Genomic DNA, 12,986 nt, shown 5'->3' with positions numbered 1-12,986 from the left:
TGGTTGGAAGGGAATAGGAAGATATCGAATGAGGTGATGGAAGATGGATTATGATGTCATGATTATAGGGGGAGGCATATCTGGCCTTACACTCGCTGTTAAGCTAGGACAAAATAATGTAAAGACGCTTTTAGTAGAAAAAGATAAAAAGAGCGGGCTAATCTACAAAGGTGAGTTGCTTCAACCAAAGAGTCTCGAAATTCTGGATCGAATAAATATGCTTGAACAAGTGAAGGTAAATGGATTTAGCTTACCATCTATTCAATTCTATGAATACGATCAAAAGGCTGATCAGACCATGACTCAGCTCAGCGCTAACGAATTTCGATATGATCTTATTGATTCGCCATATAATACGTCGCTTATGATTCCACATGAAAAATTGAAAGAGCTTTTATTCATTGAAGCGTCCAAATACGAATCAGTTGATTATATTCAGCCAGCTAAATTTACGGGCTTCACAGATGATGAACCTCAAAATAAAAAAGCGATTATTCAAACGAAAGAAGGCGAGCAGCATATTCATGCCTCTTTCTATATTGGAGCTGAAGGGAGAGCATCTCCTACAAGAACAGCGATGCAAGTAGAAATGAAAAACACAAAGTATAATCATCACTTTTTGACCGTTTCATTTCCGCGACCTGATTCACTTAATCAGTCTACGATTATAACAACACAGAACAAATTTGTTGGATTATTTCCTCTTCCTAATAATGAAGTTCGGAGTGTGTTATTGATTAAACCTGGAGAGTTTAAGACGATGCGTGAAGAGGGGCTAGAGTCATTCTATCGAGCGTATTGTGAACTTATGCCTGAGCTTGAAGGGTATGTTCATCAAATAGATACGTGGAAGAAAATTCAGCTCATGATCCCGGTAAGACATAATGTATCTAGCTATGTGAAAGACAACATGATTCTAACCGGTGATGCTGCTCATAGTGTGCATCCTATGGCGGGTGAGGGGATGAATCTAGCTATCCAGGATTCGGATGTTCTGGGTGAGCTTCTATGTTGGATGTTCAAGACGAATCAAACAGAATGGTCGCAGTTAGAATGGTACGAAAAAGTAAGAAAGCCGAGAGCAGAATATGTATCAAGGCTTAGTCATCAGGCTGCGTTGCTATATTCTTTCCCTTATCGTGCATGGCAGAAGCTAAGGATTAAGGGAGTAAAGCAAACGGAACATTCACCTAGCCTGCATTATAAGCAAATGTTGAATACATCAGGCCTTGGTATTTGGAAGTTCAATCTAGTGGATCGTATGAAACAGGCTGGCATTCTACCTGTGAAAGTTGGTCGAGCAAAAATCACTGAAAAGCAGAAAAAAAAGGTTATGTTTTCAACGAACGATGATTATCCATGGTATCGCAAATGAGACGGGAGGAAATAAAATGAAAGAATTGAAAAAGATTTGGCGTGCAAGGAAATGGATGAAAAGCAATGAACCTTTTCTTTATGCCTGGCATGCACATGTTGGCTATGTTCACGATTTATTTGATGAATTTGAGGAAGGAACGACCGTCTCTGCTGTTGCGAAGAAACGCGATATGAATGAACTCCTTTTAACGAGATGGGCAGACGTAGGTATAGCAATCGATCATCTGAAAATCGATAAAAATGGTGAAATCCGTTCAAAAAAACATATGGTTGAATCTATCTCCAAGAACAGTGACCAGTCTGTGGGTATTCTGTTAAAAGAAATGATGGAGCTACATATTCCGATTCTCCTATCCTATCCAGATTTATTGAACAGTGAAGATCACGCTTCATATCAGGATGAAGATTATGGTGGAACGGTTGCTGCAACGTCAAGCTTCATTGAAAGGTTTGCTTACCCTAAAATTCATAAGTGTATTAAGAAAACGAATGCAAAATCTGTTATTGATTTTGGAGCAGGCTATGCAGGATACCTTTCACGTATTGGGGCGAAGTTCGAAGATATGAAGCTAGTAGGAATTGAGAAAAATAAATCGGTTTGTCTTGAGGCAGAGGAAAACATTCACTTTCCATTAAAATCGTCAATTTCGCTTTATCCAGACGATATGATGACGTGGAAGTGGGATGGAGATCTTTTCGATGTTGCCATGATGAATAACCTACTCTACTACTTTGCGCCTGAGGATCGCTATCGTTTATTCGAAAAAGCGCATGAAGTAACGGGAGAAAATGGGAATCTTATCGTCATTACACCCTTGCATGAGTCGAAGCATGGACTTGCTTTTTCAGCAGCATTTAATAGTTTCATGAGTGCTCATGATAACCTGTTTCCGTTACCTAACCATGCTGAGATGGTTAATCTTGCATCGGAAACAGGATTTAAATTAAAAGAAATGAAGCCGATTGTGAAAGAAGGAGCATGGTATTTCATGCGATTTCAAAAAGCTTGAAACCCTCAATAAGGGTTTCTTTTTTTATATAAGCAGATTGTGAATGGAGATAGAGATAAAATAATGCACAAAAAGTGGGCGGAAGCATAAAGTGAACAGAGAGCATTGATTGGGGGGAGAGCTTTTGTGTGGCATAACAGGATGGGTTGATTGGAAACAGGATTTGACAGGGGAAAAGAAAGTTCTCCAAAAGATGGCCAATAAGTTATCAAAACGCGGTCCGGATGCCTCTAATTGCTGGGTTCAAGGGCATTGTGGGTTTGGGCATACGCGTTTAATTGTGGTTGATCCAGCTGGTGGTGGTCAACCGATGACTCGAAAACATCGTGAGAAAAGCTATACCATTTGTTATAACGGAGAGTTGTACAATACAGAAGATTTAAGAAAGGTTTTGCTTGGCAAAGGATATACGTTCCAATCACACTCAGATACAGAAGTTCTATTAACGTCATATGTTGAGTGGGGAGAGGCTTGTGTAGATCACTTAAACGGTATATTTGCATTTGCGATCTGGGACGAGAAACGGTTGTTTCTAGCACGAGATCGCCTCGGGGTTAAACCATTATTCTATCGAAGTAGCGGCAGCTCTCTCCAATTTGGTTCTGAGCTTAAAGCTATTCTTACTCATCCTGACGTGAAAACTGAAATTGATCGAGAAGGATTACAGGAAATATTCGGGCTAGGACCTTCAAGGACACCAGGTCATGGCGTTTTCCGTGGTATACAAGAGCTGCGTCCAGGGTTTGCAATGAAATTTGATCGTAATGGTCTAAAGAAATGGCGCTATTGGAACGTGAAAAGCGAAGAGCACACTGATAATTTAGATACAACAGTTGACACAGTTGGAGAGCTATTAAAAGATGCGATTAAAAGGCAGCTAGTGGCTGATGTTCCTGTTTGTACATTTTTATCTGGAGGAGTGGATTCGAGCGCGATCACATCTGTTGCCCAAACCGCATTTCAGAATGAGGGAAAAGGAACACTGCGCTCGTTTTCAGTAGATTATGTTGATAATGATAAGTTTTTTGAAAGCAGTGAATTTCAACCAAATGCTGACGCGCCATGGATTAAAAAAGTATCCGCAGAACTTGCTACAGATCATACGAACTGTGTAATTGATACGGATCAGCTCGTACATCATTTAAAAGAAGCGATACAATGTCGCGATCTTCCCGGTATGGCAGATGTGGATTCTTCGCTACTATGGTTCTCAAAGGAAATTAAAAAGCATGCTACCGTTGCACTTTCTGGTGAGTGTGCAGATGAAATATTTGGCGGCTACCCATGGTTCCATAAACCAGAACTCCTTGATCAAGAACAGTTCCCGTGGATGCGTTCAACCCTCGAACGCCAGGCCATGTTAAAGGAAGATGTTCGGAATAAGTTAAAGCTTGAACAATATGTAACAGATAGGTATCGAGAGTCTATTAATGAAACGCCTCGTCTTGACGGGGAAAGTGAAATAGAAGCTAAAAGACGAGCGCTCTTTTATTTGAATTTAAACTGGTTTATGACAACGTTACTTGAACGGAAAGACAGAATGAGCATGGGAGCAAGTCTTGAGGTCAGGGTTCCTTTTTCAGACCATCGGATTATTGAATACGTTTGGAATGTGCCATGGGATATGAAAATGCTAGATGGAAGGGAGAAAGGCTTGCTGCGGAGAGCGATGACAGGAACGCTATCACATGATGTGCTTTACCGAAAGAAAAGTCCTTATCCAAAAACCTATCATCCTGCATATACGAAGGCTGTATCAAGTTGGCTTCAGCAAACTCTTGCTAATAAACAAGCGCCTCTTCATGACCTCATTGATCGGCAAGTTGTTCAGGATATTATTGATTCCGAAGGGAAGGCCTTTAAAGTACCGTGGTTTGGTCAGCTAATGGCAGGGCCACAGCTAATTGCGCATCTTGCTCAAATTAATTATTGGATGGAGCAGAAGGGTGTAAATATTGTTGATTAATTGAGGGGTGTTTTCGTAGGCGATGCTTTAAGAGTAAGGGTTGATTTACGGTCCAATCAGCTTAGTGTGGTATTAAAAACCTTTTATAAAACTAATTAAAGAACCGAAGCTATGATTCTCGCTTCGGTTCTTTTGGTATGAATGATTTATTCGAAAGGCTCTTTTCGTATACATTGTTGATATAAGAGTGGTGTAATTTCCGCTCCAGGATGCTCGCTTTCCGCGGGGCGGGCGGTGAGCCTCCTCGTCGCTAACGCTCCTGTGGGGTCTCACCTGTCCCGCTAGTCCCGCAGGAGTCGAGCATCCTTCCGCTCCAACCAGCGAAGTGTGGTTTTTTATCTAAAGATTATTTACATTAGCAAAAACCTTTAGATAAGAGCCTTTTTTAATAATGATCTGGTGTTTCAAGGGAAGAGTCAAACAGTTTATTTCCAGATGCAGTGGGCAGCTTCTCGATCGCTTCACCTCTCAAAATGAACACAAAGAGCGTGTTCTTTTTGAGAGGCTCCAGCGCTTGTCGAGGGGCTAACCGCCCACTTCCGCTTTTCGTTAGATCCAGCTGCAACTCGCAGAAACTCCGATATTTCACTCTTTCATAGGATCACAAAGAACGTGTTCCTATGAAAGAGTTCCAATATTTCCGTTTCTAAACGCTCGTTTCCGCTTTTCGTTAGATCCAGCTGCAGTGGGCAGACCCTCGGTCACTTCACCGTTCAATCTGAACACAAAGGGCGTGTTCATTTTGAACGGCTCCAGTGCCTGCCGGGTCTAACCGCCCACTTCCGCTTTTCTATCATCAACTTTTGGTTTTTCTAGTCCGTTGAGACGTTCTACTAATCCGTGACCGAAGATGGTGCCTGATGAGGGGCTTTCGTTGTTGTTTAGGATGCCACCCCTTAGTTCGTAGGCTGTTGAGCCGTGCTCTGCGAAGTCGAGACCTTGAATTTCTTCTTCACGCGAAACGCGGATGGAAGAAAGGCGTGTGTAGATGAAGAGGAAACTGCCAAGAGTACCGGCGGTCCAGGCGATAACAGCAAGAATGCCTATTGCTTGAACTAGTACGAGTGATGCACCGCCTCCATAGAATAGACCGCCTTCAACTGAGAAGAGTCCGACAGCTAATGTTCCCCATACACCACATACACCGTGAACAGCGATTGCGCCAACAGGATCATCAAGTTTTACGCGACGGTCAATTAATTGAACGGCTTCAATCAGAATAACACCTGATATTAAACCAATGAAGATTGCGCCTACTGGTGATACATTTGCTGTACCAGCAGTGATCCCAACAAGTCCTGCAAGAGCACCGTTAAGTGTTAATGAAGCATCGATTTGTTTATAACGGATGTAAGAATATAATGCACTTCCAATTACACCACTTGAAGCAGAGAGAAGGGTTGTAGCTACGATAATAGGAATAAGATCATCGCTAGCTGAGAGCGTACTACCTGCATTAAATCCAAACCAGCCAAACCATAGGATGAATACACCTAATGCACCGAGTGGAATATTGTGACCCTGAATAACGTTTACTTTGCCATTTGAATATTTACCAATACGTCCACCGAGAAATGCGACAGCTACGACAGCGCCAATTGCGCCAGTTAAATGAACAACAGTTGATCCAGCAAAGTCAGTAAAGCCTAGCTCTGAAAGCCAGCCGCCACCCCAAATCCAGTGTCCTACAACGGGATAGACGAATCCGACCATTGCAATCGTTACGGCGATATAACTGATGAGCTTCATTCGTTCAGCTACAGCACCTGAGATAATTGTGGCACATGTGGCAGCGAAAACGGCTTGGAAAACAAAAAATCCAATGTTTTCAGATTGTCCTAAAAGGAAAAAACCATTTGTTCCAATAAATCCGCCTGATGATGAACCAAACATAAGTCCGTATCCGATGACGAAATACAAAACGGCACCTATTGACATTGTAAGTAAGTTCTTCATTAAAATATTGAGCGCGTTTTTTGATCGAGTAAATCCGGTTTCTACCATTGCAAATCCAGCATGCATGAAGAATACAAGAAATGCAGCAATCATAACCCAAACAGTGTCCATTGACTGACTTAATGTTGCTACAGCTGCATCTTCAGCTGCAAATGCTTGACCTCCAGAAAGAAGAAAGAGTGCTATAAATAAGCCTGATATCTTTTTCATTGTTTGAATCATCCTTTTCGAATTATTTAAATGCTGTAAGGCCGTGTTCACCAGAGCGTATGCGAATAACATCTTCTACAGGATAGACGAAGATTTTTCCATCTCCGATCTCACCTGTTGCGCATACATCTCGTATATTCTTAACAACGTGGTCGAGCAGGTGATCATCAAATACGAGCTCTACCTTGATCTTAGGCTGGAGAGAGACTTCGAAATGACTTCCCCTGAACACGCCAGTTTGTTTTTTCTGTAATCCGCATCCTGCTACTTCAGACACTGTCATTCCAGTAATACCTTCATCCCTTAATCGATCCCGCAAATCCTGGAAAGCTTCAGGACGAATAATCGCTTCTACTTTTTTCATTTTGGACCCTCCATGTCAGTTTTTCTAACATAATCTATTTTCTATATTCTAATATTATGCTGACAATACGGTAAATTCAAGGTTATTTTTAGAAAATTTAAAAAACTATGTTAGGAAATATAACATTAATGGATTGGCAGATTTAGATGAGCATAGATGGGGAGAGGGGGGTTGCGCTTTCAGTCCATCTACTTGATTTTAGACAAATAAATAAGCTCCTGGAAGGTTTCCAGGAGCTTTATCATTTTCAAAGAGATATAATGTCATATCCAAATGGTTCAAGAGTAAGGGTACTGCTTATTTTAATCGTGTTTCCGAATAGACTTGTTGCATCACAAGAAAGGTGAGGGATATCAATTGTGACGCTTTTTTCTGAACTGTTTATAAGGAATAACAATGTTTCGGTATTTGTTTCCTTCTTATACTGAATAACATCATCTTTTGCTGAAATAAAATGAAACGAACCGCTATTTCCAAATGCTGAGTGAGATTGACGGAGTGATATAAGTTTTTTTAGAAAATTGAACAGTTCAGTGTCCTGTTTCTCTTTATCCCAGGTCATGCATTCACGACATCCGGGATCTGCGCCACCCTTCATTCCGATTTCGTCACCGTAATAAATGCAAGGTGTTCCAGGGAATGAGAATTGTAGCATGTACATAAGTTTTACTAGCTCTTTCCGATCATTAGTAAGCGTGAGCATACGAGGTGTGTCATGACTACCTAACAAATTGAAGGCAACTTCATTCACGTTATCAGGATAGGAATGGAGAAGAGATGTTAGGCGATTGGCCATTGTTTCAACTGTAATCGTTCCATGTGCGTAATGATCCAACAGCGCTGATGTCATCGGATAGTTCATGACTGCATCGAACTGATCACCAAGTAGCCAGGGCATAGAGTCATGCCAGATTTCACCTAAAATATATAGTTCTGGTTTAATTTGTTTCACTTCTCTTCTGAAGTCTCTCCAAAATTGGTGATCGATCTCATTAGCTACATCAAGACGCCATCCATCAATATCAAATTCTTCGACCCAATACTTTCCGATTGAAAGTAAATACTCTTTCACTTCAGGGTTTTCGGTATTTAATTTAGGCATTGAAGGTTCAAAAGCAAATGTATCATAGGAAGGTAACGGCTTCGTTTCGATCGGGAATGAACGAACATGGAACCAATCTTTGTACCGGGATGCCTCTCCATTTTTCATTAGGTCTTGGAAGGGTTCGAAATAGTACCCACAATGATTAAAGACTGCATCAAGCATAACTTTGATTCCTCTTTCATGGCACGCTTGAATTAATAGTTTAAAAGTTTCTTTATTACCGAACTGAGGATCAATTTCCAAGTAATCAATCGTATCATATTTATGGTTTGATTTTGCTTTAAAGATTGGTGTGAAATAAATGCCGTTTACTCCGAGTTCAGTGAGGTGATCGAGGTGTTCAATAACGCCTTGAAAATCACCACCGAAGAAGTTATCTCGCGCTGGTGGAAACTCACCCCAAGGTAGAACGCCTTTAGGGTCTATTGTTGGATCACCATTCGCGAATCGTTCTGGGAAAATTTGATACCAGACCGTGTCTTTCACCCATTCAGGAGCTTTAAAAACATCAACTTCGTTTAGGAAAGGGAAACTAAAGTAATCATTTGTTTCTAATGGCTGCTCATTGAAAAACCCTTTTTCAGTATAGACGATTGATTCACGTTGATCTTCTATATAGAAGCCATATCTCATACGTCGGTATGGGGGTTTTACAGAGGTTGTCCAATAATCAAAAAGGTTATCTGATCCAGTTAGTGTCATCTCTTTCTTTTGATATTCCCACGCACTTTCTTTCCAGTCATACGGATCACCATAAATAAGGGAGACGTTAATGATGTCGTCTTTTTTTGTTTTTAAGCGTAAGTGAAGGGTTTTGGCATCGTAGGCATAAGCATAATTATTCTTTGGACGGTGGTAGATCGCTTCTTTTTGCATCATTCGTAACCTCCAAATGCAATCGCTTGCATTTTAGTTTAAAAATTTCCTGTTTATATTCTCTTTCATCAAATAAAACGTTTCTGCAACTTCTTTCTATATAAATGTAGAAGATAATAGAGTGGTAGTCAAATTAAAAAAAGCACTCGAAAATTAATATGTTAAAAAATTAAAAAATTTTGTGCAAACGGTTGCTAAAATTTACGGCGCATGTATAATAGGTTATAGAAAGCTAGTGCAATCGTTTTCACTAACGGAATGAAAGCGCTTGTATCGCTATCGTAAATTAAGAGGGGGTTAACACATGAAACGTTTTTTCGCCTTATTTCTAACACTGGTTCTTGCGATCGGCGTCCTTGCAGCATGCGGACCGCAAAATAACCAAAGTTCTTCTAACAGCAACGAAGGTAGTAGCTCTGAAGGTGATGATGCAAACAAACCTGAGAAGCTAGTTGTCTGGGAAGATACTGATAAAGGAATTGCACTTGAACCTGCAATTGCGAGTTTTGAAGAAGAATATGGTATTAAAGTAGAATTTAAAGAACTTGGCATGGCCGATAAAATTAGAGAACAAATTCGTCTTGATGGTCCAGCCGGTACTGGTCCTGACGTTATTACACTTCCACACGATCAGATTGGACAAGCTGCAGTTGAAGGTCTTATTTCTCCAATTGAAGTAGAACAATCTGTCGTTGATACATTCACTGAATCTTCTATTCAAGCACAAAACTATGAAGGAAAACTTTACGGTCTTCCAAAGGCTACTGAAACACCTGTTTTCGTTTATAACAAAGAGTTAATGGATAAAGCACCTGAAACTATGGATGAAGTCTATGATTTCTCTAAAGAATATACGAAAGACAAGAACTACGGATTCCTTGCACTATGGGACAACTTTTATTTTGCAAACTCTGTACTAGCTGGTTATGGTGGTTATGTGTTTGAGCGTACGGATGAAGGTCTTGATCCACAAAACCTTGGTTTAAACAACGAAGGCGCTGTAGAAGGTACACAGTACATCCAGAAATGGTATGAAGAAGATCTATTCCCTAAAGGGCTTATCGGTGAGAACGGTGGTTCTACAATGGATGGTCTGTTTAACGAAGGAAAAGCGGCATCTGTAATGACCGGTCCATGGTCATTCCAGGGCTATAAAGATGCTGGAATTGATATTGGTGTAGCTCCAATGCCTAAGCTTCCGAACGGTGAGAATTTCCAAACATTCATCGGTGTTAAAGGCTGGCACGTAAGTAATTTCTCAGAGAACAAAGAATGGGCTACAAAGCTAGTAGAATGGATTTCAAATGCTGAAAATGCAAAAATCCGCTATGAAAAGACAGGAGAAATTCCTCCGGTTAAGTCTCTTATTGAAGATCCAATTATTGCTGACAATGAAGCTGCAAACGCTGTAGCAGTTCAGTCATCATACGGTGTTCCAATGCCAAACATTCCTGAAATGGCAGAAGTTTGGGAGCCTGCAGCATCAGCACTTCAACTTGTAGCAACTGGTAAGCAAGAGCCGAAAGCAGCTCTTGATGAAGCTACTAAAACAATTAAGTCTCAGATTGAACAGAACCACAGCAACTAGATTCTTGAAAAATCAAAGCGGTACTCCGGAAACGGGGTACTGCTTCTCACTTTAACGGTAGAAAAGTGAGGGGGAGAAAGGGGATTGCCATCACGATGGAGGCAACTGAACGTCAAACAAAGCATAGAAAAACAGCACTCGCTTTATCATTGATACCAGGATTCGGTCAGTTCTACAACAAGCAACTACTTAAAGGGTTTATGTTCCTTATTCTAACAGTATCCTTTGCAGTTGCTTTTGCTGACTTAATCAATATCGGATTATGGGGCATTGTAACGCTCGGAGAAAAACTCCCGAGAGACCATTCCATCTTCCTTTTAACACAGGGTATTATCGCCGTCCTAGTTATCCTGATTGGGCTTTTGATTTATTTCTTAAATCTTAGGGATGCGTACCTGAACGGAAGAAATCGTGATCTTGGCATTCCTCTTAATTCTGTAAGAGAGCAATACCGTAATGTAACCGAACAAGGTTTCCCATACTTAATGTTAACACCTGGCTTCTTCCTTTTAATCTTTGTTGTTATTTTTCCAATTTTGTTTGTTATCTTACTATCGTTTACGAACTACGATCTTTATCACTCGCCTCCAGCAAACTTAGTTGACTGGATTGGCATCCAAAACTATATCGATATATTTAAACTTGATATCTGGCGTAATACATTTATTGATGTATTCTCATGGACAATCGTATGGACATTTGTCGCAACAACTGGTCAAATTGCCATCGGTATTTTCCTAGCTGTTTTAATGAACCAGAAAGACCTTAAATTCAAAGGCATTTTTAGAACAATCTTTATCCTGCCATGGGCCGTACCTGCATTCGTTTCAATTCTTGTATTCGCTGGAATGTTTAATGAAACGTTTGGTGCGATTAATAATGACATCTTAGCTGCTTTCGGTATTGACGCCATTCCGTGGCTAACAGAGCCATTCTGGACGAAAGTTGCTTTAATACTCATACAGTTCTGGCTTGGCTTCCCGTTCATTTTCGCAATGGTAACGGGTGTGCTTCAATCTATTCCAGAAGAGCTATACGAAGCTGCAACAGTTGATGGTGCAAATATATGGCAGAAGTTCAGAGGGATTACGCTTCCAATGGTCTTATTTGCAATTGCACCAATTTTAATTACTCAGTATACGTTTAACTTTAATAACTTTAACGTAATTTACTTGTTTAATGGAGGTGGGCCTGCTGTATCGGGTCAAACTGCAGGTTCTACCGATATTTTGATTTCATGGATATACAAACTTACCTTTACATCCGCACAATATGGTAAAGCAGCTGCTATTACAATGATTCTTTCCGCCATCGTAATCGGTGTTGCATTATGGCAGTTTAGAAGAACGAAATCATTCCAAGAAGAGGATATGATGTAATATGAGTCCAAAAATGCAGAAAATAGTCCGTTTAACCTTGTCCTATGTGGCGATTGCGATCGCATGTGTCATTATTTTATACCCTGTCTTATGGATTATCGGCTCATCATTTAATCCAGGAGATAGTTTATCAGGTTCATCGATTATTCCAAAAGATGCAACGCTTGATCACTATAAATCACTATTTAATACAGCGGAAAGTGACTACCTTCTCTGGTATTGGAACACGCTTAAGATATGCATTATTACAATGGTGATTGCAGTAGCCATGATCTCTTGTATGGCTTATGCTTTCTCACGATACCGTTTCGTTGGTCGTAAAAATGGATTAATGACATTTCTTATCCTTCAAATGATTCCTAACTTTGCAGCACTTATTGCTATTTATGTGCTTGCCTATGTTACTAAGTTATTAGATACACACTTCGCTTTAATTCTTGTGTATGCTGGTGGCTTACTGCCGATGAATACATGGCTTGCGAAAGGGTATTTTGATACGATTCCGAAAGAGCTTGATGAATCAGCTCGAATTGATGGAGCGGGACATTTCCGTATCTTCTGGCAAATTATCTTGCCGCTTGCAAAACCAATACTTGCAGTAGTGGCATTATTTAGCTTTATCACACCATTTACTGACTTCATTCTTGCACAAGTTATTTTAAGAAGTGAAGAGAAATTCACACTTGCTGTAGGTTTGTATAAAATGATTTCTGATCAGTTCGGTAATGAATTTACAACGTTTGCTGCGGGATCCGTTCTTATCGCAATACCAATTTCTATTCTTTTCTTATCGCTACAGCGCTTCTTTATTTCTGGCTTAACTGCTGGAGGAACGAAGGGATAAAATTTTGATGAATGGAGAAAGAAGATAAAGAGGGAAGCAACTCTTGTTACTTCTTTCTCCTTTTTATATGTTATATCATTCTGAAATGAGATCGTTTACAATTAAACATTGTGGCTCATTATAGGGAAAGAGGCGCTCAGACTTATGTTAGAAAGCTTCTTTTCTAAAAGATTGTTGTTTTGAAAGAATTTTCTTAAAAGAACCTGACTTCGCTAATTGTAGCGGAAGAATGCTCGACTCCTGCGGGACTAGCGGGACAGGTGAGACCCCGCAGGAGCGTTAGCGACGAGGAGGCTCACCGCCCGCCCCGC

General features: G+C 40.4%; 9 protein-coding genes. 6 read left to right on the top strand and 3 right to left on the bottom strand.

Annotated features, from left to right (window positions below; all coding sequences use genetic code 11):
- Window positions 1-43 precede the first annotated feature (43 nt).
- From FBF83_RS03870 to asnB, 3 genes are all read left to right on the top strand, one after another.
- Window positions 44-1,375, top strand: coding sequence for an FAD-dependent oxidoreductase (locus FBF83_RS03870; RefSeq protein WP_136945802.1), 1,332 nt, complete (start codon window positions 44-46; stop codon window positions 1,373-1,375).
- A 16-nt stretch (window positions 1,376-1,391) separates the two neighbouring features.
- Complete coding sequence (locus tag FBF83_RS03865; RefSeq protein WP_240687962.1) at window positions 1,392-2,387, top strand: class I SAM-dependent methyltransferase; 996 nt, start codon at window positions 1,392-1,394, stop codon at window positions 2,385-2,387.
- Window positions 2,388-2,511: 124 nt separating this feature from the next.
- On the top strand, window positions 2,512-4,353 hold the full coding sequence (gene asnB / locus FBF83_RS03860) for an asparagine synthase (glutamine-hydrolyzing) (protein ID WP_136945800.1): 1,842 nt from the start codon (window positions 2,512-2,514) through the stop codon (window positions 4,351-4,353).
- A gap of 768 nt (window positions 4,354-5,121) precedes the next feature.
- Here the strand turns inward: asnB and FBF83_RS03850 are convergent.
- The 3 genes from FBF83_RS03850 to FBF83_RS03840 all read right to left on the bottom strand — a co-directional run bounded on the left by FBF83_RS03850 (window position 5,122) and on the right by FBF83_RS03840 (window position 8,864).
- Complete coding sequence (locus FBF83_RS03850; RefSeq protein ID WP_136945799.1) at window positions 5,122-6,519, bottom strand: ammonium transporter; 1,398 nt, start codon at window positions 6,517-6,519, stop codon at window positions 5,122-5,124.
- Between the two features lie 22 nt (window positions 6,520-6,541).
- The gene (locus FBF83_RS03845; RefSeq protein ID WP_136945798.1) at window positions 6,542-6,883 is read right to left on the bottom strand and encodes a P-II family nitrogen regulator; all 342 of its coding nucleotides are present in this window, start codon (window positions 6,881-6,883) and stop codon (window positions 6,542-6,544) included.
- A 247-nt stretch (window positions 6,884-7,130) separates the two neighbouring features.
- Window positions 7,131-8,864: an alpha-glycosidase gene (locus FBF83_RS03840; protein ID WP_136946474.1), complete on the bottom strand. Its 1,734-nt coding sequence runs from the start codon at window positions 8,862-8,864 to the stop codon at window positions 7,131-7,133.
- A gap of 304 nt (window positions 8,865-9,168) precedes the next feature.
- On the opposite strand from FBF83_RS03840, the gene FBF83_RS03835 reads away from it, so the two are divergent.
- From FBF83_RS03835 to FBF83_RS03825, 3 genes are all read left to right on the top strand, one after another.
- Window positions 9,169-10,452, top strand: coding sequence for an extracellular solute-binding protein (locus FBF83_RS03835; RefSeq protein ID WP_136945797.1), 1,284 nt, complete (start codon window positions 9,169-9,171; stop codon window positions 10,450-10,452).
- 95 nt (window positions 10,453-10,547) lie between these two features.
- A complete protein-coding gene (locus FBF83_RS03830; protein ID WP_136945796.1) occupies window positions 10,548-11,831 on the top strand; it encodes a carbohydrate ABC transporter permease in 1,284 nt (427 codons plus the stop codon).
- A gap of 1 nt (window position 11,832) precedes the next feature.
- Window positions 11,833-12,675 carry a sugar ABC transporter permease gene (locus FBF83_RS03825; protein WP_136945795.1) on the top strand — a complete coding sequence of 281 codons (843 nt, stop codon included), beginning with the start codon at window positions 11,833-11,835 and terminating at the stop codon, window positions 12,673-12,675.
- Window positions 12,676-12,986: the final 311 nt, after the last annotated feature.

It is taken from the genome of Guptibacillus hwajinpoensis (assembly GCF_005144865.1).
GTDB lineage: Bacteria > Bacillota > Bacilli > Bacillales > Guptibacillaceae > Guptibacillus > Guptibacillus hwajinpoensis_A.
Note: the sequence above shows the minus strand (reverse complement) of the source record. Positions and strands in the feature narration are given on the sequence as shown.

What these genes read in the sequence shown, in the direction of transcription:
- FBF83_RS03870 (WP_136945802.1), top strand. Translation starts at nt 44, where the DNA reads ATGGATTATGATGTCATGATTATAGGGGGAGGCATATCTGGCCTTACA.
- FBF83_RS03865 (WP_240687962.1), top strand. Translation starts at nt 1,392, where the DNA reads ATGAAAGAATTGAAAAAGATTTGGCGTGCAAGGAAATGGATGAAAAGC.
- FBF83_RS03850 (WP_136945799.1), bottom strand. Translation starts at nt 6,519, where the DNA reads ATGAAAAAGATATCAGGCTTATTTATAGCACTCTTTCTTCTTTCTGGA.
- FBF83_RS03845 (WP_136945798.1), bottom strand. Translation starts at nt 6,883, where the DNA reads ATGAAAAAAGTAGAAGCGATTATTCGTCCTGAAGCTTTCCAGGATTTG.
- FBF83_RS03840 (WP_136946474.1), bottom strand. Translation starts at nt 8,864, where the DNA reads ATGCAAAAAGAAGCGATCTACCACCGTCCAAAGAATAATTATGCTTAT.
- FBF83_RS03835 (WP_136945797.1), top strand. Translation starts at nt 9,169, where the DNA reads ATGAAACGTTTTTTCGCCTTATTTCTAACACTGGTTCTTGCGATCGGC.
- FBF83_RS03830 (WP_136945796.1), top strand. Translation starts at nt 10,548, where the DNA reads ATGGAGGCAACTGAACGTCAAACAAAGCATAGAAAAACAGCACTCGCT.
- FBF83_RS03825 (WP_136945795.1), top strand. Translation starts at nt 11,833, where the DNA reads ATGAGTCCAAAAATGCAGAAAATAGTCCGTTTAACCTTGTCCTATGTG.